Raw genomic sequence first — 19,491 nt, forward strand, 5'->3', positions numbered from 1 at the left:
GGGAAGGTGTCAGGTGAGTCGGCCGGGAGCGGTGCGCCCGGTGAAAGCGGTTCCGGCCGGCGTCACCGACACTGCCTTCCCCCCCGGCTCGGTGATGTTGCACTCTCCTCGTACGGGAGGTGCACCCTGCTCAGGCGGCGGGCCCCCGGAACACATCAGCGATCGACAGGAACAGCAACTCCTCCGGTCGGAACGCAAGTTCTTTCGGGTGCGGAACTGTGCACGGGATTGACTGCCCCGGCCGCTATGCCGGCTCGGACGCCTCTACGTCCGCCGGCTCCTGCCCAGGCCGGGCCGCCCCGTCCTGCCGGCGTGCCACGCTGTAGGTGACCGATCGCGCCTGCTTGCTGCGTTGCACCTTGCCTCGGGCCACGAGCGCTTCCAGCGTGTTGCGCACCACGGTCGCCTGCACCGTACGCGCCGGATGAGCGGTGCTCACGCCGTGCGTGATCTCCGCAACCGACTGCGGTCCCTGTTGCCCGGTCAGGTAGGACAGGGCGATCTCACCCCACGTGGCTTCTCCCCGGCCTGCCTGCGTCCCACGGCGGTGGGCTCGTCCTCGGGCGGGTGGCTGGGACGAGCGCGGCCGGGGCACTTTCGCGCCCGTGTTCCTGCCGGCCTCCGGCTCGGCAGCGGTACCGCCGGACGACGACTGCGCGGTTGCGACCGGCTCACCGGTGAGTGTGGCCCGCAGCTGCAGCAGTTGCTGATGGTCGGCTTCCAGCGTCTCCAGACGCTGCTGCAGCACTGAGATCTCCGCGCGGACCTGTTCCCGCTCCTGGGACACACGCTCGATGTCCGCCGAGACCTGGGCCGTGTACTGGTCTTTGAGGGAAGTGGCAGTGTCTGGCATGAGGTTGTCCTCGCTCCGGTTGCCGTGTGTGAGCCGCGATGTTACCCATGTCGGCGGCCGGTCGTCACTGCACTGGTAGACGATGGTCACAGGAGGTGAGAGGGCGTGCGATTACCGCCTTGCGCGTTCAGGCAGCAACCGCGAGCTGTCGTTCATGCTGTGGGATCCGTGCCGTTGCAGTTGATCAACCTGATCGGGGTCGACCACACAGACGGATTGCCTGAGGCCGATGTCTGCCGGCAGGTGTCGTTCGCGACGGATCGGACCTCTACCTGGCCCCACCCATTCACACGCCTGCGGATCCGCCACGACCACCGCGCCCCACTCACCGAAGGAGCAACCCCTCCGTGACCTCCGACGAACCGTTCACCCGCGTCAAGATCCGCGTCGCCGCGGCCCTGTTCAACGGCGACGAGATCGCCCTCATCCACCGCACCAAGAACGGTCGGGACCAGTACACCCTGCCAGGGGGCAACGTCGAACGCGGCGAACCCATCCATCAGGCCCTCGCACGTGAACTCGACGAAGAATTGGGTTTGGACCTCACACAGGTGAGCAGTGTCCCGCAGCTGACCTGGATCCAGGACGCCATGGTGACCCGCCCCGGCAGCACCCCACCCCGCAAGCTCCACCTTGTCTTTCGCATCCACATTGCCTATGCCACCCGTGCCCACCTGCGCACCGTCGAGCACGACGACACTGCCGGCGCCGGCCACCTCACCTGGATCCACTACAAGGACACGGCCGACAAGGCGCTGTTCCCGCCGGTCCCGCTCGCCGAGCTGGCTACTCCCACCGCACCGCTCGACGCTGCCCGGTCCTTCCTACCGACGTTGGACGACACCAACTACCACTGGGTCTGACACGCCGCGGGCCATGACTGGTCGGCCGTGTGCCGGCGCCGGCACGGCGCGGAGGTCACTGAGGCCGGTGGAGGAGGCGGGGCCTCGACGGCGCATGCGTCCCGATCGACGCTGGAAGACAGCCGTCCGAGTGGCGCGCGGCCGCGTACGCGAACACGTCGGTGGTGACCCAGGTCAACGACGGTGAGCCGGTCGAGGCCGGGGGAGAGGTCTTCCCGTCGTCGTCCGCGTCGGCCAGCGCCTTGACCTGCGGATCTTCCGCGACGTCGTGAAGGACGACCACCAGCCCGACGAGTCCCGCACCACGCCGTCGCCCGACGCGGTCGCCGGCGACGACTTCACCGCCCAGTTCGCCCTCGCCCTGCGTCTGCCAGACCTCTGGTACGCCTGGCACGAGGCCCCGGCTGTCGACGGCGTCGTCCGGCGCCTGTGGGTCGCCACCATCGACACCACCTCCTGGGCCGCCATCGACGAGAGGGAGCACGGCGGCGACACGTTCACCGTCTGGCAGTCGTCACGGGGTGCCGTTGGGCCGACCGGGGGACGCCCGCGAGGGGGCGGCGGTGACCGCCTTTCTCAGCGGACGGTAGGCAGCGGACCGCATGCCGACTACGCAACCGGCGCCTCCTGAAGCGTGGACGGCAACACCCTGCGCATGAGGCCGCAGCCGGAGCGCACCTGCGAGAGAACTCCTGGTGCCGGGGGGGGGAGCACCGTCCTCACGCTTCGAGGTCCTCGTCGAACCCGGTCGCGGGCTCGTCGGGCACGACGTGCATCGCCGCCTCCTCCGCGGAAGCCGCCCCACCGTCGATGCCCACGTCCCGGGCGAAGACGTCGTTGCGCCGAGGGGGCATGGCATCGATGGTGGCGGTGAGCCGCCCGGCACGCTGGTCGCCGACCTCCTCGTCGATCGGCTCGCCGTCCCCGCCGGGCTGATCGCCGATGCCGTCCCCTTCCGGCACCGTGACGTCGGGCACCTCCTCGGCGAGCCGCTGGTCAAGGCTCTCGCGCTCGTGCTGTTCGCGGGCCGTCGTGCCGTGGTGCCCCACGCCCAGCGGCTTCTCCGGGGGCGAGTAGCCCTCGTCGAGCACCCGGTCGAGGAGATCACCGTCGAGGGCGTTCTCCAGGTCCAGGTCACCCGGGTTGTCCCGGCGGTCCGACCGGGCAGGCTGATAGACCTCGTCACCCATCATGGCGTCGGACATACTCGGTCGGCCTCCTCCCGCAGCTTCCGCGGCGATGGCTTACTTCCACTCTCCCCTGTACGGCTGCCTTGCGCTCTTTGGAGCGCGACGACAGTTGGATGCCGCTTCAACCATCTGGGGTCCGCCGCCTCCCTCCGGGCCGGGTCACGGCGGACCGGCGGACGGCGAAGCGGCGGGCCCATGGCATCGCGTCGTCGCCGTCATGGGGCGGGTTCTGCACGTCGAAGGCCGCGGAACGCCGCGGGGCTCGTCCAGCCGCGCAGGCCGACCACCCGCGCGTCCTCGCGCCGGCCGTGACCAGCGCCGGGGCGGCCTGGCTCGTCGATATCGGCATCACCGTTCCGAACAGCTCGCGTCGGCCATCGGTGCGGTCGTGCCTGGACCGGACCGAACACCGCCCGCACCCGGGCAGCGCCGTCGCGTGCCGCCGTGTGCGGCCATGCGTTCGGCTCGGGCTTCTGTCTCGTCTACGTGACGACGTCCACGAAGCCTTCCTCACCCGTCGGGTGAGTTTCTCAGTGAGGGCCAGCGGAGTTCGACGGTGATGCCGACCCGTGCGAGCAGCCGGAGGACGTCGTTCTCCACCGCACTGGCAGCCGCGCAACGCGCGCCAGCGCTGGTGGGTAGTGGCCGCTGGGGCCGGCGGACTGCTGGCCGGCACCGCGGGGCGGCCCGCGCCGCATGGGCGGCGGCCGCGGCCAGAGCGTCGGCGGCTACCACGTCGACTACTACGGCCTGACCCTGCAGGAGAACCCGTAGCACCACGCCGCGGTGACCTACCGCCACGGTGTACGACCGGCGTGCGGGATGTTCTTGCTCGTCCGACGCCGCCGTGCGGCCCGAGCCCGCGATCCGGCTCGCCCCGGGTCGTCGATCCTCCGTACGGACGTACCGTGCATACTGGGACGATGCCCGCAGCCTCCACTCCACCCCTACGCTTCCGGGACCCCGGACACGACAAGTACCACTTCGCTTCTTCCGACAGGGTGCTGGTGCGCTGCACGAGGTGCGACCGACAGGCGCAGGTCGTTCCGGAGTCCCGTGAAGCCGACAGCGCGACGCCCCTGTGGTCCATGGAGCGGCGGCTCGTGTGCCGCCACTGCGGGCTGTCCCGGAAGCGGGACGAGTCATGGCCGATCGCCTTCTGCTGGTACGGCAACCCCGAGATGAACGATCCCTATTTCCAGGCGCCGCTGTGGCTGCAGACACGGACAAGGCACGGCCTCCTGTGGGCGTACAACGCCGAACACCTCGACCTGCTGCGGCGGTACGTACAGGCGACATTGCGTGAGCACGACCCCTGGTACGAACCCTGGCGCAAGATGGGGGCCATCAGCCGCCTTCCGGCATGGATCAAGCAGGCGAAGAACCGCGACGAGGTGCTGCGAGGGCTGGACCGCATGCGAGATTCGCTCGTGAGCTGAGACCGTCGGCACGCTCACGCAAATGGCGGCTGCCGCGGCTGACCCGCAGCCGATCGCGCCCCAAGCCCCGCGCGCGGTCTGCGACACGCCGACCGCCAACGCGGTCCTCGCCGTCCAGGAAGGCATCGCGCTCAGGAAGTGCAGCGACGTGAAGATCACCGTCGGGACCTGGCACTGGATGGGCGACGTATGCGGCAGTGAGCCAGGCCGATCGACACGGGGCCTTTGGCGTCAACGGCGGACATCGTGCGCTCGTACCCGGGGGAGGGGGATCCGGGCGGTCCCGGCGGCGTCCGGTCCTCGCAAAGGCCTCGGGCGTTCCGGGGAGCCGGAGACGTAGCAGGCTGCTCGCGACGTCAAGGTTCAAGGACTCGGCGCCGTCCGCCCCTACGAGATTCGGACAATGGGCCCCAGCGCGTTGCTCGAAACAAACCATGCTGTGAGACTCGGGGCACCTGACCGGAGAATTTCGCCGGCGTCTCCAGCGGGCAGCCTCAGGGCTCGCGACGCTCGGACTCCTTCCGCTGTACTTACCGGATGCTGTTCGGGCTCTCCGCCGGTCTCCAGTGAGAACCGGAGAAGCTCATGCCCACACGATGTAGATTGTTCGCGCTCGTCACCGCGGTCTTGGCGGTGCTGGCGCTCTCCGTGGCCGGTGCGCCCGCGCGGGCCGCAGGCTTCAGCCCGATCAACGTCTGGAACTCGAGCCACTGTCTCGACAATGCCACCGAGAACGCCGCGAAGCTCCAAATGTGGTCGTGCAGCGGTGGCTCCGAGCAGAAGTGGCTCGAAGGGTTCAACACCCAGACAGGCCTGTTCACCTTCACCAACCAGCACACGGGACGGTGTATCACCGCGCCGGCCTCGGGGTCGGGGACGGTCACGATGGAGTTCTGCAACGCGGCGGCCCCCACCCAGCAGTGGCGTGTCCTCTTCGCGGACAACCCCAACGGTCCGCCCTCAGGCTGGTACCAGGTCTGGCAGAACGTGTCGAGCGGGCTCTGCCTGTCGACGCCCAGCGTACGAAACGGCACCTTGCTGCAAGCGACGGTCTGCGATCCCTCCCACCAGTACTACAGGTGGCACCAGCAATAAGAACTCCTGACCCGCCATCTGGATGGCGCTGACGATGTGCACGGCCTCGTCGGCGAGCGACGTTCGCCCGCCCGGAGGGGCATCTGATGACGATCCCGTGTGCCGGTCTCGTCCGCTCGGAGATCAAGGAGCGCCTGCTCAACTCGTCCTTCGTCGTCTCCTCCCCGGAGAGCGAGCAGGGGCGGAAGATCATCTTCCCGTTGGTCGGCCGCAAGGAGCGGAACGAGATAGCCGCCGCCCTGTCTGTGGCCGGTTGACCGCTCGCGACCGGGTCCGGACGGGAAGCGCATTGACCGAACGGACCCGGGTGCGGACGGCATCATGCCCCCGCCGCCGCTTCCGGCCTGCCTGGCGGACACGAGCCGGCGTCAGCTGCTCGGGGTGGTGGGCTCCTTGAGACTTCCCGGCCCCCACTTGCGGTGCGTTACTCCTCGTACCGGATGCCGTAGGGGGCGGCGATGGGGTTGAGTTTGGCGGGGTTGAAGGTGCCGTCGGGGTTGTGGGCGGCGGGTCCGGCTTCGGTGAGGTCTTCCAGGTAGCACTCCCAGCCGCCGGGTGAGGAGATCTGCAGTACGCGGGGCGGTATGTCGGTGGCGCGGCTCAGTGCGTGCGGGACGCCCTTGGGCAGGAGGATGAAGGACCCGGCAGGGACGGTGAGGTCTTCGCCGTCGAAGTGCACGCCGAGTTCGCCTTCCAGGACGTAGATCATCTCGTCCGCGAGGTGGTGGGTGTGCCGGGGAATGTCACGGACCAGGGTGACTTCCAACAGGGACAGGCGGCCTTCGGTGTCTTCGGTGTGCGCCTTGAGCTGGAAGGGCGGGGGCAGGGCGACGCGGCCGGGCCTGCGCTCGCCGGGCAGCAGCTTGATGAATCGCTCGTGTGACATGGGGTCCTGCCTCTCGGTGCCGGGGGAGGGGGTGTGCCGGGGTTGTGGTTCACCGGTCGGGGTCGGCTGCCTGGAGGACCTCGGCCAGCCGGGTCAGGGCGGCCACGACCTGCTCACGGTCCTCGCCGAGGCCGGCCAGCAGCTCGACCTCACGCTCCAGCAGGCGAGGGAAGAGCGCGTCGATGACCCGTGCGCCCGCCTCGGTGATGACGACCTCCACCGACCTGCGGTCCGCCGCGCTGGGGGTGCGCCGGATGTAGCCGCGCTCCTCCAGGCGGGCCAGGCTCTTGCTCACCGCCACGCGCGAGATCCCCAGATGTGCGGCCAGACGGCGGGCGATGACCGGCCCCGACGCGTATCGCAGTGGAATGAGCAGGTCCAGTTCCGGCGCCGTGACCGGCGCCGCCTCATGCAGCGGACGCAACGCCCGTTCGTGCAGCGTGTGAACCCGCCGGATCAGCGCGATCACCTCCATCGGGGAGGTGTCCATGTCCGGATGCTGCGCCGTCCACCGCGCACGCATGTCCTCAAGAGAAGGAAGCACACCCAACCAATCGTTAACTGGTGAACAATAAGTTTCACTATAGATCACCAGGGTTACAGATCACCAGGGTTGCCGTCTCCGGGCCGGGTGCCCCGGGCGGGCCCCGGGTTCAGGCCGGCCTGGAGCCATTGGTCGGCGCCTCGCCGACAGCATGCCGTCCGACCCGTTGCGGCCAGGTGCCCGCCCGCGGGGTGGTGCTGTCACCTCAGGGCGATCTCGGCGACCTTGGACCGGACATAGGAGCGGGCCGTGACCGCAGGGTGGGACACCCGGCCGATCGGGGCCGGGAGCGACTCGACGACCGTGTGCGGGTCGCAGTCGTAGAAGTAGACCAGGGACATCAGTTCCTCGGACGGGGCGTCGGCGGGCGGGGCCAGTACGCGGTGGCGGCCGGAGCGCCAGCGGTCACCGGTCCAGCGGGCCATCAGATCACCGATGTTGACGGTGAGCGCCCGCGGGTCGTAGGGGGCGTCCTGCCAGCCGTTGTCCTCCGTGTGGATCTGCAGGCCGCCCTTGCCGGGTTGTCGGTCGAGGACCGTGATGGTGCCGAAGTCGGTGTGCGGACCGACACGGAACTGGCCCGGCCGCGGCGCTCCCGTGGTGGTGATGGCGGGGTACCAGTTGAGGGTCAGGGTCCAGTCCGGACGCGTGGTGTGGCGGGTGAAGAAGTCGAGCGGCCGGCGCAGGGCCGCCGCCAGGAGTTCCAGCAGCTCGTCGGCGAGCGCTCGCATGGAACGTACGTACCGCGCGAGGAGGGGACGCAGTGCCGGAGGCTGGGAAGGCCAAGCCTTCGGCAGCAGTCCGGGATCGGAGCGCTCGGCAGTCGCGTCGTACGGGCCAGGGGCCGCCGACCAGGTCTCCACCAGGTCGGGTGGCGTCACCAGGCCTTCGGCCCGGCCGGTGGCCACCGCTCCCGGACCGCTCCAGCCGTACTGGCCCGCTTCCGCCAGGAACGGCAGCTTGGCGTCGGTCGGTTGATGGAAGAAGGTACGGGCCGCGGTGCGGATCGCGGCGGGCAGGTCCGGGTGAACGCCGTGACCGGTGACCAGCAGGAAGCCCGCCCGCTCGAGCGCCTGGTCGACGACCATGGCGTGCCGCTCGCGACCCTGGCGGTCACCGGCCCGCCATGCCGAGAGGTCGATCGTGGGAATGGTGGAAGCACTCATGCTGCCCTTCTCCTCCATGTCCTTCCGCGTCCCAAGGTGGTGAAGCGGTCCGGCCATGGTCGCCTCGAGGAGCGGGCGCCACCCAGCCGCCCGCCGGGAAACGGGAGGAACCGGCGACGTCGGCCGGTGGGACGGGAGAATGCGGCAGGCCGCGGGCGCGGCCGGTACCGGGCGCCTATCGTCGGACCCCGTCGCGGACAGTACGAGACGGCGCCGAACGCACGGGAGGTCACGGTGGGGGACGCGGGCACCTTCGACGCTCTGGAACTGGGGCTGTTACAAGCCCTCCAACTCGACGGACGGGCGGCACTGAGCCGCATCGCCGGCCGGCTGGGCGCCTCGGAACGCACGGTGCGCCGCCGCTACAGCCGACTGCGCACCCTGGGCCTGCGCGTCGTCGGCCAGCCCGTCCCGGCACGGCTGGGGATGACCCGTTGGCTGCTGCGCATCCACTGTGCTCCCGACTCCGCGGGCTCCGTCGCCCAGGCCCTGGCCCGCCGGCCCGACACCAGTTGGATCTCACTGGCCTCCGGGGGCGCCGAGCTGTACTGCGCCCTCACCACCTCCACGCCGTACGAGCGGGACGCCTTGCTCCTGAAGACGCTGCCCCGCACCCCGCGCCTGGCAGGCGTCACCGCACACTGCCTGCTGCACCTCTTCACCGGCATCACCAGTACCTGGTACGCCCACGGGATCCCGTTCGGCCCGGCCCCCAGGGACGAGGGCGGCATCCCGGCGCCGGCCCCGGAGCACCCCGGACACCCCGAGCCCGTGGCCCTGGATGCCACCGACCGTGCTCTCCTCGCCGAGCTGGCCAGGGACGGCCGGGCCGGCCTGCCCGAGCTCGCGGCCGCCACCGGTCGCTCGCCCTCCAGCGTCCAACGCCACCTCGAACGCCTCAGGACCCAGGGCGCACTGGGCTTTTCCGTGGACTTCGCGCCCCGGCACCTGGGCTACCACCTGATGACCCACCTCTGGCTGCGGGTGGCTCCCGGCGAAGTCTCCGCCGCCGGCCAGGCCCTGGCCACCCACCCCGAAATAGTCTTCGCGGCCACCACCACCGGTCCGCACAATCTCGTGGCCACCGGGGTCTTCCGCGGCGGCCACGACCTCCACCACTACCTCGACCACCGCATCGGCTCACTCCCCGGCATCCAGGCCGTCGAGACCGCCCCCATCCTCCGCGAGGTCAAACGGCTCACCACCGGCACCTGACCGGCATCGACCCGCTCCCGCTCCCGGAGTCCAGGGCCGAGAGCAGCACAGGCGGGTCGGCGAGGCGGCTAGGGCTCCTGGCAGGGGTGTTCCCCGTCCCGGTGTGGGCCGGAGCGTTCCATTCAGGCGTTCCAGGCCGCTTATATCTCCCCTGGTCAGAGCTCATTTTCGCGTTCCAGCGTCCCGAAGTGTCCGGATTTTGTGGCGGCCGGGACGTATTACCCCGCAAGCTCGGGTGGTCCAAGCGCCACATCCAACGACACGAAGGAGTATTTTTCTTGACCACTCATCTTCGACATGGGGCCGGCCTGCGGAAGTTACTGGCGCTGATGGCGGCGCTGTGCGGGATCGTCGGTGTCACCGCGCTCGGTACGACCCCGGCGGCAGCTGCCGATCAGCGTCAGGCGATCTATGCCATCGCGCACCGGGTCGACACCCTGGACGGTGTGGACGCCGCGCTCAATCATGGCGCCAACGCCATCGAGATCGATGTCTGCGCCTGGTGGAACCCGAACGAGTGGCGTGCTTACCACGACTGTTCCTCGGCCGGTGAGAACCGGCGGGGCCCCAGCTTCGACAGCATGATCGACCGTATCCTGTCCAACGCCAGGGCAGGGCGCCGGCTGGCGCTGGTCTGGCTGGACATCAAGGACCCGAACTACTGCGGCGAAGCGCCGAACCGTACGTGCAGCGTCGCCGGGCTGCGCGACAAGGCGCAGCGGCTGACGGGTGCCGGGATCCAGGTGCTCTACGGTTTCTACGAGTACCACGGCGGCAGCACCCCGGACGTCGGTGGCCGGGGCTGGAAGAGCCTGGAAGGCAAGCTCGGCAAACTCGAGGGCATCACGACGACCGGGACCCGCGATCAGGTCCTGGGCGCCTTCAACCGGTCCGGTTCCGGGTTCCCGGCCGGTCGGCGGGTGATGGACTACGGCGACTCCGACATCACCAAGGGGTTCGGCAACTGCACGGAAGCCGCCCGCAACACGTGCGCGGAACTGAAGAAGGGCGCCGGAGACCGTGCCGCGGGACGGCTCGCGGCCACGCTGTCCTGGACGACCACCTACAACGATCCGTGGTACGTCGACAAACTGCTGGGCGATGCGCGCGTGGACGGCATCATCGCCGGCTACGGCGCCTTCACCGGAGTACGCGAGTACGACAACAGCTGGCAATGCGCCAACGCCATCAAACTTGTCCGTGACTGGGTCAACCGCCACAGCGCCACCCACCGCATGGCCAACAGCGGCGACCGCCTGTTCAGGTAGTGAACAACCCCGCTCTCAGGCCGTCGGCCGGAATCCCGGCCGACGGCTTTCCAGTCGGCGGAGCTCATACGTTCGGGCGGCCGTTCTTCGACGGGCAGCCGCGGCCACCGGCTCGTGCCGGCCCATGTGGCCCCGCTACCGCGGTGCGACCGGGTTCACCGTGCTCCAGTCCTCCTCGCCACGGCCCTCGGCGAGCGCCGCGGCGAAGAGGGAGAGGACGCCGTCGAGGAGAGGGTGGCGGTCCTGGCCGGTGCCTTCGGCCATGCGGGCCGCGTAGGTGAGGTCCTTGTGGGCCCATGCGGCGGAGAAGTTCAGCGGCTCGGGCGGGGTCAGGTAGCTGTCCCAGGCGAGTCGGGTGACCACACCGCCGGGGCGGTCGAGCAGGGCCTCGCCGACCTGGCTCGGGTCGAGGCCCGCCGCCTCGGCCAGGCGGAGCGCCTCCCCGAACCCCGCCAGGTGGACGGCCTGCAGGGCGTTGAGGATCAGCTTGAAGCGGGTGCCCGCGCCGGCCGGGCCGAAGTGCCGTACCTCCCGGGCGATCGCGTCGAACACCGGCCGCAGCGCGGGCAGGCCGCTCGCGTCGCCGCCCGCGAGGAGAACCAGGTTGCCCGAACGGGCGGCGGCGGCTCCGCCGGTGAGCGGCATGTCGTAGAAGGCCACGCCCTGCCCCGCGCACTGGGTGGCGAGGGCCTCGATCCAGTCGACCGACAGGGTGGCGGAGGCGATGAGGACGGCGTTCCGGGCGGCGCCCGCCAGGATGCCGTCGGGCCCCAGCCACACGGCGCGGGAGGAGCTGTCGTCGGCGGTCACTTCGAAGACGACGTCGGCGCGGGCCGCGGCCTCGGCCGGAGTGGCCACCACGGTGGCTCCCGCGCCGGCGAGTTCGGCCGCCTTGTGCGGGGTGCGGTTCCATACGGTCACGGTGTGACCGTGCTGCAGGAGGTTCTCGGCCATGCCCTTGCCCATGATGCCGAGCCCTATCACTGCCACGTTCGCCATTGCTGCGGTTCCTTTCGTCCTGCTTCCTGCGACGGCCGTCTGTTGCGTCGGTCCACGGCCACCGGGGCCCCAGTCTGCGCAGGCGGGCCCCCGTTCGGGAACACCCGGCCAAGAGGGGCCCTCGCAGGGCCCCTCTTGCGTGGCGGAATGATCGTCATACTCGACACGTGGACATCGACAAGACACCCGGACTGGGAGAGTTCCTGCGGACGCGACGGGCCAGGGTCACGCCCGAGCAGGCCGGCCTGCCGTTAACCACAGGGCGCCGACGCACCACGGGCCTGCGCCGCGAGGAGGTGGCGCTGCTCGCGGGCGTCAGCATCGAGTACTACCGGCGACTGGAACAGGGCAAGCAGCACCGTCCGGGCCCGGCGGTCCTGGAGGCGGTCGCCCAGGTGCTCCGTCTGGACGAGGACGAGCGTCGGCACCTCTTCGAACTCGCCAAGGCGCCCCGGGACGTTACGGAACCGGGGACTGCGCCGCCGCGTGTCCTGCGCCCGGATGTGCTGCGCATGCTGGAGATCGTCGAACCCTGCCCCGCGTATGTGCTCAGCCGCGCCAACGACCTGCTGGCCGCCAACACACGCGGTCTGCGTCTCCTGCCCGGCATCGAGGAATGGCCGGGGCCGCGCCGGAACACCGCCCGCTACACCTTCCTCCACCCTGCCGCACGCGGTCTGTACGGCAACTGGGAGGACGTCGCTTCGGCCACCGTCGCCCATCTGCGTGCGGCGGCCGGGCGGTACCCGGACGCGCCCGACGTCACCGGCGTGGTCGGCGAGCTCATCGTCAAGAGCGAGGAGTTCGCGACGCTGTGGCAGCGGTACGAGGTACGCAACCGCACCAACGGGCGCAAGTATTTCACCCACCCTGCCACCGGGACCATGACGTTGAGCTACGAGGCGTACGAGGTCGCCCGCACCGACGGCCACCGGCTGATCGTCTACCAGGCCGAGCCGGGCAGCCTCGACCATGACGCGATGCTCCTTTTGGGGCACGCGGACGCCTCGTGCGTCCACAGGGAGTGAACGCACAACGCCCCCGCCGTCCTGCGCCGCGAATTCCCTCCGTGGGCTCGAACGGACACACAAGCCGCATTCTCAGTATGGTCGTGCCGCCCGCGGGGCGGGTGCGCGCGAAAAGAGCGCGAACGGCTAGGGGGAAAGGGCGATGCGGTGATCCGGACGCTTTTCGTGGACGCCGGCGGTGTGCTGTACAACAACATCAATGAGGAGACCGGTTTCCTCCATGAGGTCGCCGACCGGTACGGAGTGAACCGGGAGGAGCTGACCCGGCGGGCCTACGAGTCGGCACCCCTGTACGAAGGCGGGGGACAGCATGTGCATCAGGTTTTCCGACGGCTCGTCGCGGACTGCCGTGGACGGGCCGGGGACGTGCTTCAGGACACGCGGTGGCTGGACCGCGCGTACATGGACAGCGTGCGCGCGTACGACGGCAGTTTCCGCGCCCTGCGGGAGCTGCGGGAGGGGCGGCCCGGCCTGACGGTGGTGCTCACCAACAACGAGGCCGAGCACTGGGACCGGCTGAAGAACGACGCCTTCGGTCACTTCTCGATGTTCGACGTGCTGTGCTCGTCATGGCGTGTCGGCCGGGTGAAGCCGGCGCGGTCGTACTTCGCCGAGGCCCTGCGCAGGTGCCGGGCAACGGCCGCCGAGACGCTGCTCATCGACGACCGCCTCACGGTGCTGCGGGCGGGAGCCGGACTCGGGATGCACACCCTGCACGTCTCCACGCCGGACGCCCTCGCCGACGGGCTCGGGCCGGCCCTGCACGGTGACGCCCTGCCGACCACGCTGTGACGTTCCTTCAGTCGGCGAGCTCCCGGACATGGGCGATGATCTTCCCGAACGCCGAAGCTATGTCGTCGATGGCGTCGAGGGGGGCCAGGAGCACCTCGTGGCCGAAGCTCACCACGCTCTCGTGGATGCGCTTGGCGACGGGAAGGCCGAACCGGGAGGGTTCCACGCGTGCCATGTACTCGGCGTCGGTGGCGAACCGCCGCCGAGTACTGGGCCGGTTGAGCGGATTGTCGTTCAGCGGCCGGTGGGTCTGCATCACGGGGAAGCCCAGCTCGGCGGTCAGCGCCCGGGCGATCCGGTCCACGGGAGCGATGGTCAGCAGCTCGTCCGGCAGCCGCACCGCGTACCGGTAGTAGGTGCGATCGGTCGTCCCGGCCGACGTCTCCTGTACCGTCAGCCCCAGGCCCAACTCGCCCAGCCGGCTGGTCAGATGGTTCGCGGACCTGGTCCGGCGGGCGTTCTGCTCGTCGAGGAGGTCGAGCTGGTCCAGCAGCACCGCCGCGTGGAACTCCGACAGGCACGCGTTGCTGCCCATCAGCTGACCGGTCTCCAGCAGTTCCATCTCGCCGAAGCCCACCGCGTCGCGCCGCAGCATCCGGCCGTCCGCGCGCAGGTGCTCCGCACGGACCGCTATCTCCGGGTCGTCCGTGACCACGGCGCCGCCTTCGCCGCACGTCAGGAGCTTGCTGCCCTGCATGCTGAACACTCCGGCCGTACCGAAGGCACCCACCGGCCACTTGCCGTAGCGGGCGCCGTGCGCGTGGGCGCAGTCCTCGATGAGCGGCAGACCGTGCCGCTGCGCGATGTCCAGGAGCGCGTCCAGATCGGCGACGGCCGAGTAGGCGTGGACCACGGTGATGGCCCGGGTCCGGTGGGTGACGGCTGCCTCCACGGCCGCCGGGTCCAGGCAGTAGGTCGAGGGGTCGACGTCGACCAGGACCGGCACGGCGTTGATCCCCAGCACGGCCGACGCCGAGGCCACCCAGCTCAGGCCGGGGACGATGACCTCGTCCGAGGCCCCGACCCCGCAGGCCTCGAGCGCGATGGCCAGAGCCGACGTTCCCGTCGCCGTCGGAACGCACAGGGTGGAACCGCAGTAGTCCGCGAATGCGGCAGCGAATTGCTGCTCATAGGATTGCCGCCCCTGATAGGCGCAACTGATGGTCCAACGGCCGCTCGTCAGTACATCTTCGAGACTTTTCAGCGCCTGGTCTCCCGGCTGCGGCCAGCGCGGCCACTCCCGCTCGGTCAGCCGTGGCCCACCGGAGATCGCCAGCGAATTTCCCATGGTTGCCCTCGCCTTTCGAGGATGCGACAGATCACACGGAATTTACGCACCCCTGGCGGGCGTACGCCACAGCGTGCCGTTTCGCCTCCGTGGGGCACCGGGATGCGGCCCCGTTCGACTGAAGAAAGCGCCCGGTCGAACGGCTGGGTACGCTGCGGCGAGCCTGCGACCGGTTCCACTTCGGCCGCACCTTCGTGATCAACGGCGGGAAGAGCAGCGCGCGAGGGAGTTCAGATGTCCAGCATTACCGGAACGGAAGTCCAGCCCCATGCCGGCATCGTGGTGGTGGGCGGCGGGCTCGCGGGGCTCGAGCTCGCCACGGCCCTGGCGGGGCACGGTGCCGAGGACGTCGTGGTGCTGGAGGCGGGCCCCGGCGACGACCTCGCGCACGTCCACATGGGGCGCACGCAGGACGACGCCACCCATGTGGTCTTCGCCCCCGAGAGCGATCCGCACTTCCACCGCCCCTGGGTTTCCGACTCGGCCCCGCACTACACCGGGATCTCCGGCCTGCGCCGCAGGCTGGGCGGCCGGTCCCTGTACTGGCACGGAGTGATCCTGCCGCTGGAGGACTGGGCGCTGCGCACCCCCTGGTGGCCCTCCGCCGTCGTCGCCGACCTCACCGAGAGCTGGCTGGGCGGCCCCTCGTTGTACAAGCAGGTCACCGCGGACCTGATGAACTGGAGCTCCCCAGCTCCCTGGAGCGCCGGGGAGGCCTCGGAGCGTCACATGCTCGGCGGCCAGGTCTTCCGTCCCCTGCCCCGGGCCTGTCGCCGGCCGTCCGGCGCCGACCGCTGGGAGGCGTACACCGCCCTGCACCACTGGCGCGACGCCGACGGCCGCCCGGTGCCCCCGCCCGGCGTCCGGGTCCACTGCCGCACCGAGGTGCTCGCCGTGGAGGTACGCGACGGCACCACCCGGGGCGTGCTCGTCCGGGACGCCGACGGCGGCACGAGGACGATCGCCGCCGGCACCGTGGTGCTGTGCGCCGGCACCGTGGAGAGCACGCGCCTGGCGATCCAGGCCCTCACCGCGACGGGACGGCTGCGCGCACCCCGGCTGGGCGGCCTCGCCGACCACATCGTGCAGGGCTTCGTCGTCCGCCTGCCCACGGCCGGCGCCGCCGCACGCGTCCCGCGGCCCGGTTCGTACTACGTGCCGACCGACCCCGCCACGCGTTCGTACCTGCGGATGGATGTGCACGACGACGGGCCCGACACCGTGCTGGTGGACGTACGGGTGACCGGGGAGCAGCTCCCCAACGCCGACAGTGCCGTGGAGTGCCTCCCTTCCGCCGCCCTGCCCTGGCAGGCGCGGATCCGCACCGCACTGCTCGCCGAGGACCGCGCGCTGATCGGTGTGCAGCGCGTCGTCCTGCGTGACTTCTGGCGGGAGCTCGCGCGCGAGCTGGGACTGCCCCCGGCACCCATGGACTTCACGGCGTTCGGCGACCCGGTCCGCGACAACACCCTGGTGCTGCCCGGCCGCACCCGGTCCCAGCCGCCGGGCGTGCCGGAGACCTGGACGAGCCTGCTCGGCACCGAGGACCACGAGGGCGGCAGCCTGCCGCTGGGCGGGGTGCTGACGTCCCGCCACGAGTTCGCGGACCTCCCCGGCCTGTACGCCGCGGGACCGGCCGTCTTCCCCCGCCTGGGCGCCGCGAACCCGTCCCTCACGGCCATCGCGCTGTCCCGCAGGCTCGCCGCGTTCCTCGCCCGCGCGGCGTAGGCCGCCCGGCGGCACGGACCACCACGACCATCAGCATCAGCTCCGCGCAACCCCCAGGGAGGAACAGTGCCGGGACCGGGATACCGCTTCGTCGGCGACGAGGAGCGCGACAACGTCCTCGAGGTGCTCGACCGCTGGCAGGCCGGCCGCGAGGCCTTCGACGACCCCGGCGAAGGGGTCATGGTCCGCCGTTTCGAGCAGGCCGCGGCCATGCGCTTCGGCGCCGCCCACTGCCTCGGCGTCAACAGCGGCACGTCCGCGCTCGTCGCCGCCCTTGTCGGGCTCGGGATCGGGCCGGGCGACGAAGTGATCGTGCCCGGTTACATGTTCGTCGCCTCGATCGCCTCGGTGCTGCACTGCGGTGCCGACGTCGTCCTCGCCGAGATCGACGAGTCACTGACCCTCGACCCGGCCGACGTGCGGGCGAAGATCACCTCCCGCACCAAGGCGATCATGCCGGTGCACATGCTGGGCGCACCCGCCGACATGACCGCTCTGCGCGCCCTCGCCGCCGAGCACGGGCTGCACATCCTCGAGGACTGCGCGCAGAGCGCCGGCGCCAGCTACCGGGGGCGCCCGCTGGGCACCCTCGGCGCGGCCGGGACGTTCTCGCTCAACCACTTCAAAGTGATCACGGCGCTCCAGGGCGGGTTCGTCCTCACGGACGACCCGCTCGTCTTCCAGCGCGCCTACTCCTTCCACGACCAGGGGTGGTTCCCCTACCGCCGGGACCACGGCGAGGGGGATCCGCTGCTCGGCATGAACCTCGGGCTCGGCGAGCTGCACGCGGCCGTGGCGCTCGCCCAGCTCGGCAAGCTCGACCGGATCCTGGAGCGGGTCAGAGCGGTCAAGCGGCGACTCGTCGAGCGCATCGGCGACCTCCCGGACGTGCGCCGCAGAACGCTGCACGACGCGGCGGGGGAGTGCGGCACCTTCGCGGTGTACGTGTTCGAGCATGCCAAGCACGCGCAGGACGTCGCCGGACGTATCGGCGCCAAACCACTCTCCGACTCCCCGACGCACCACTACGGCAGCCTGCCCGCGCTGGCCGCGTTCGGGCGGGGGGACCGCTCGACGGTGCCGTTCCGGGCGCCCGGCGCCGGCCGGTGGCCGCGCGACTACGAGCGGGGCGCGCTGCCCCGCACGGACGACATCCTCGCCCGCTCGGTGGCGCTGGCCACCGGGGTCTCCGACGGCTACCTGGGCGCGGGATTCGGCGTGCACGCCGGGTCGTCGGAGGCCGAGATCGACGAGGTGGCGCGGGAGTTCCGGCGAGCGGTCACGGGTACGCGGACGGTGTGATCCGGAGCCGGCTCAGCCGGCCACGCCCCGCAGGAGCCCGGTCAGTTCGCGGGCGACGCCGCTTCCCGCGTACACCAGCCACGGCCCGTCGAGCCGACGGCCGCCCCGCAGATCGTCGAGGCGTCCGCCCGCCTCCTGCACGAGCAGAGCGACCGGGGCCCGGTCCCACACGTGCCCGCCCTCGTCGATCACCGCGTCCACGCGTCCCTCCAGGAGATCGCCAACCAGGCACACCGAGGACTCGGTCCAGCGCATCCGCTCCTGTACGGCGCCGACGGGCGAGCCGGGGAAGAGGAAGCCGCCCACCCGGGCCCGGTCGAGGGCGAGGGCGGCCTGTGGAAGCCGCAGCCGTCGCGCCGTCGACAGCGGCCGGGAGGAGGGGGAGACGTACGCGCCGAAGCCGTGCCGCGCCCACCAGCGCCTGCCCTCGGTGGGCCGGCTGATGACGCCGATGCGCAGTTCCCCGTCGATCTCGAGGGCCACGTGGGTGCCCCAGTCGCGCTCTCCGGCCAGAAAGGGAATCGTGCCGTCGATGGGGTCGAGAATCCAGCGGCGCGCGGCCGCCGAAATCGCTCCGCTCTCCTCGCTGAGTACCGCGTCCCCGGGACGCTCGGCGGCCAGCACCTCGAGCATGGCTTTTTCGACCGCGAGATCGGCTTCACTGACCGGACTGCCGTCGGCCTTCTTCCGTGAATCGGGATCCTGTCCGAAGAATCCCAGTGCCATTTCGTCGGCGAGGTCGACGAGGCGGTGCGCGAGAATGACATCGCTGTCGGTTTCCATCGCCGCACCATATCCCTTTGCCACAGGCCGGTGTTAGCCTCTGGCATGCTCTTGGAGAACAAGATCGTGGAGCGCCGGAGCCTGCTCCGCCTTGTCGCGGAGAACTTCCAGGACACCGGGCGCGATGATGGAGAAGCCGAAGAGCTGGAATTCCTTCCGCTCGGCGAGGACAGCTGGTCGTATCGCTGCGGATCCCTGTGGATCAGTGTGCGCCGTGATCTCGACGGCCATTTCCCGGGGGCCTACGAGGCGGCGGTTCTGCTGCGGGAGGGCGGAAAGGACTTCGTCCTCGCCCCGCTGCCCGGACGGGACGGAAGGGTCGTCCACGACATAGCGGGTTTCCCCGTCGTGGTCTTCCCCTATGTCGAACGCGCGGCCGCAGCCCCGGTGGTTCCGGACGGCGCGCAACTCACACTTCTCATACGGCAGTTAGAGGAGGTCCATCGTTTCGCCGCCCCCGCCGAACTCTCCGCCGACGTGCCCGTGGAGGACTTCCGGTTCCCGTTCGAGTCCGATCTGGAGAAGGCGCTGCAGGCCGCGCTGAACGACGAGATCGCCGGCCACGGGCCGTACGGCCGGCGCCTGACCGAGCTGGTCACCCGGCGGTGGGACCACCTCACCGCGCTGCGGCGGGACGCGGCACGCGCCGCCGAGCACTGCGCCGCCCTGTGGCGGGGCGAGCGGCCCGCGCTGACGCACGGCGACCCGAGCCCGTCCAACGTCCTGTTCGGGCCGGACGTCCACATCCTCGACTGGGGCGGCATGATGTGGGCCCCGCCGGAACGCGACTGGTCGGCCGTCACCAGGGCGTTCGGCACCCCACCGCGCGGGCGCGCGGAATTCCTGCGCTTCTACGCCCTGCGCTGGACGCTCGCCGAGATCGCCGAGTACGCCGCGCGGTTCTCCGGGCCCCACACGGGCGACGCCGACGACGACGCCATGTGGGGACGGCTCACGCACTACCTCCCGGCCCTCTGACCACCCCCTGAGGACCCGGCGCCGGGACCGCCATCACCCCTGTTCGTGTGAGAGTTTCGTGTGAGGAGTCGCAG

General features: G+C 70.6%; 20 protein-coding genes. 12 read left to right on the plus strand and 8 right to left on the minus strand.

Annotated features, from left to right (window positions below):
• Positions 1-244: 244 nt before the first annotated feature.
• Entirely contained in the window at positions 245-943 is a 699-nt protein-coding gene (locus tag AB4K12_RS05255) for a hypothetical protein (protein ID WP_368433063.1), read from the minus strand.
• 257 nt (positions 944-1,200) lie between these two features.
• Between AB4K12_RS05255 and AB4K12_RS05260 the strand changes: the two genes are divergently transcribed.
• Both AB4K12_RS05260 and AB4K12_RS05265 read left to right on the plus strand, forming a co-directional pair.
• Positions 1,201-1,716, plus strand: a complete 516-nt coding sequence (locus AB4K12_RS05260) for an NUDIX hydrolase (RefSeq protein ID WP_368433064.1) — start codon at positions 1,201-1,203, stop codon at positions 1,714-1,716.
• 268 nt (positions 1,717-1,984) lie between these two features.
• Positions 1,985-2,347, plus strand: a complete 363-nt coding sequence (locus AB4K12_RS05265; protein ID WP_368433065.1) for a hypothetical protein — start codon at positions 1,985-1,987, stop codon at positions 2,345-2,347.
• Positions 2,348-2,435: 88 nt separating this feature from the next.
• Here the strand turns inward: AB4K12_RS05265 and AB4K12_RS05270 are convergent, their stop codons facing one another.
• Positions 2,436-2,921, minus strand: coding sequence for a DUF5709 domain-containing protein (locus tag AB4K12_RS05270; protein WP_368433066.1), 486 nt, complete (start codon positions 2,919-2,921; stop codon positions 2,436-2,438).
• Between the two features lie 908 nt (positions 2,922-3,829).
• Here AB4K12_RS05270 and AB4K12_RS05275 point away from each other — a divergent pair.
• The 3 genes from AB4K12_RS05275 (at position 3,830) to AB4K12_RS05285 (ending at position 5,697) form a co-directional block, all read left to right on the plus strand.
• Positions 3,830-4,345, plus strand: coding sequence for a hypothetical protein (locus AB4K12_RS05275; protein WP_368433067.1), 516 nt, complete (start codon positions 3,830-3,832; stop codon positions 4,343-4,345).
• Positions 4,346-4,948: 603 nt separating this feature from the next.
• Positions 4,949-5,440 carry an RICIN domain-containing protein gene (locus AB4K12_RS05280; RefSeq protein ID WP_368433068.1) on the plus strand — a complete coding sequence of 164 codons (492 nt, stop codon included), beginning with the start codon at positions 4,949-4,951 and terminating at the stop codon, positions 5,438-5,440.
• 86 nt (positions 5,441-5,526) lie between these two features.
• Entirely contained in the window at positions 5,527-5,697 is a 171-nt protein-coding gene (locus tag AB4K12_RS05285; RefSeq protein WP_368433069.1) for a hypothetical protein, read from the plus strand.
• Positions 5,698-5,864: 167 nt separating this feature from the next.
• Here AB4K12_RS05285 and AB4K12_RS05290 read toward each other — a convergent pair whose 3' ends face one another.
• From AB4K12_RS05290 to AB4K12_RS05300, 3 genes are all read right to left on the minus strand, one after another.
• On the minus strand, positions 5,865-6,326 hold the full coding sequence (locus tag AB4K12_RS05290) for a cupin domain-containing protein (RefSeq protein ID WP_368433070.1): 462 nt from the start codon (positions 6,324-6,326) through the stop codon (positions 5,865-5,867).
• Between the two features lie 49 nt (positions 6,327-6,375).
• Complete coding sequence (locus AB4K12_RS05295) at positions 6,376-6,816, minus strand: MarR family winged helix-turn-helix transcriptional regulator (protein WP_368433071.1); 441 nt, start codon at positions 6,814-6,816, stop codon at positions 6,376-6,378.
• Positions 6,817-7,070: 254 nt separating this feature from the next.
• Complete coding sequence (locus AB4K12_RS05300) at positions 7,071-8,036, minus strand: isopenicillin N synthase family dioxygenase (RefSeq protein WP_368433072.1); 966 nt, start codon at positions 8,034-8,036, stop codon at positions 7,071-7,073.
• Between the two features lie 234 nt (positions 8,037-8,270).
• On the opposite strand from AB4K12_RS05300, the gene AB4K12_RS05305 reads away from it, so the two are divergent.
• The gene (locus tag AB4K12_RS05305) at positions 8,271-9,251 is read left to right on the plus strand and encodes an Lrp/AsnC family transcriptional regulator (protein WP_368433073.1); all 981 of its coding nucleotides are present in this window, start codon (positions 8,271-8,273) and stop codon (positions 9,249-9,251) included.
• Between the two features lie 278 nt (positions 9,252-9,529).
• Positions 9,530-10,519, plus strand: a complete 990-nt coding sequence (locus tag AB4K12_RS05310; protein WP_368433074.1) for a phospholipase — start codon at positions 9,530-9,532, stop codon at positions 10,517-10,519.
• A 135-nt stretch (positions 10,520-10,654) separates the two neighbouring features.
• Here the strand turns inward: AB4K12_RS05310 and AB4K12_RS05315 are convergent, their stop codons facing one another.
• Positions 10,655-11,518 carry an NAD(P)-dependent oxidoreductase gene (locus tag AB4K12_RS05315; protein ID WP_368433075.1) on the minus strand — a complete coding sequence of 288 codons (864 nt, stop codon included), beginning with the start codon at positions 11,516-11,518 and terminating at the stop codon, positions 10,655-10,657.
• 167 nt (positions 11,519-11,685) lie between these two features.
• Here AB4K12_RS05315 and AB4K12_RS05320 point away from each other — a divergent pair, with 167 nt between their 5' ends.
• Together AB4K12_RS05320 and AB4K12_RS05325 are read left to right on the plus strand one after the other, a co-directional pair.
• Positions 11,686-12,546, plus strand: a complete 861-nt coding sequence (locus AB4K12_RS05320) for a helix-turn-helix transcriptional regulator (RefSeq protein WP_368433076.1) — start codon at positions 11,686-11,688, stop codon at positions 12,544-12,546.
• Between the two features lie 147 nt (positions 12,547-12,693).
• A complete protein-coding gene (locus AB4K12_RS05325) occupies positions 12,694-13,338 on the plus strand; it encodes an HAD family hydrolase (RefSeq protein WP_368433077.1) in 645 nt (214 codons plus the stop codon).
• A 7-nt stretch (positions 13,339-13,345) separates the two neighbouring features.
• Here the strand turns inward: AB4K12_RS05325 and AB4K12_RS05330 are convergent, their stop codons facing one another.
• On the minus strand, positions 13,346-14,626 hold the full coding sequence (locus AB4K12_RS05330; protein ID WP_368433078.1) for a DegT/DnrJ/EryC1/StrS family aminotransferase: 1,281 nt from the start codon (positions 14,624-14,626) through the stop codon (positions 13,346-13,348).
• 234 nt (positions 14,627-14,860) lie between these two features.
• Here AB4K12_RS05330 and AB4K12_RS05335 point away from each other — a divergent pair, with 234 nt between their 5' ends.
• Both AB4K12_RS05335 and AB4K12_RS05340 read left to right on the plus strand, forming a co-directional pair.
• Complete coding sequence (locus tag AB4K12_RS05335; RefSeq protein WP_368433079.1) at positions 14,861-16,354, plus strand: GMC oxidoreductase; 1,494 nt, start codon at positions 14,861-14,863, stop codon at positions 16,352-16,354.
• A 66-nt stretch (positions 16,355-16,420) separates the two neighbouring features.
• Positions 16,421-17,656, plus strand: coding sequence for a DegT/DnrJ/EryC1/StrS family aminotransferase (locus tag AB4K12_RS05340; RefSeq protein ID WP_368433080.1), 1,236 nt, complete (start codon positions 16,421-16,423; stop codon positions 17,654-17,656).
• Positions 17,657-17,668: 12 nt separating this feature from the next.
• Here AB4K12_RS05340 and AB4K12_RS05345 read toward each other — a convergent pair whose 3' ends face one another.
• Positions 17,669-18,439, minus strand: coding sequence for an inositol monophosphatase (locus AB4K12_RS05345; RefSeq protein ID WP_368433081.1), 771 nt, complete (start codon positions 18,437-18,439; stop codon positions 17,669-17,671).
• 45 nt (positions 18,440-18,484) lie between these two features.
• Here AB4K12_RS05345 and AB4K12_RS05350 point away from each other — a divergent pair, with 45 nt between their 5' ends.
• Positions 18,485-19,417: an aminoglycoside phosphotransferase family protein gene (locus AB4K12_RS05350; protein WP_368433082.1), complete on the plus strand. Its 933-nt coding sequence runs from the start codon at positions 18,485-18,487 to the stop codon at positions 19,415-19,417.
• Positions 19,418-19,491: the final 74 nt, after the last annotated feature.

It is taken from the genome of Streptomyces sp. C36, from assembly GCF_040932295.1.
Classification (GTDB): Bacteria; Actinomycetota; Actinomycetes; order Streptomycetales; family Streptomycetaceae; genus Streptomyces; species Streptomyces triculaminicus.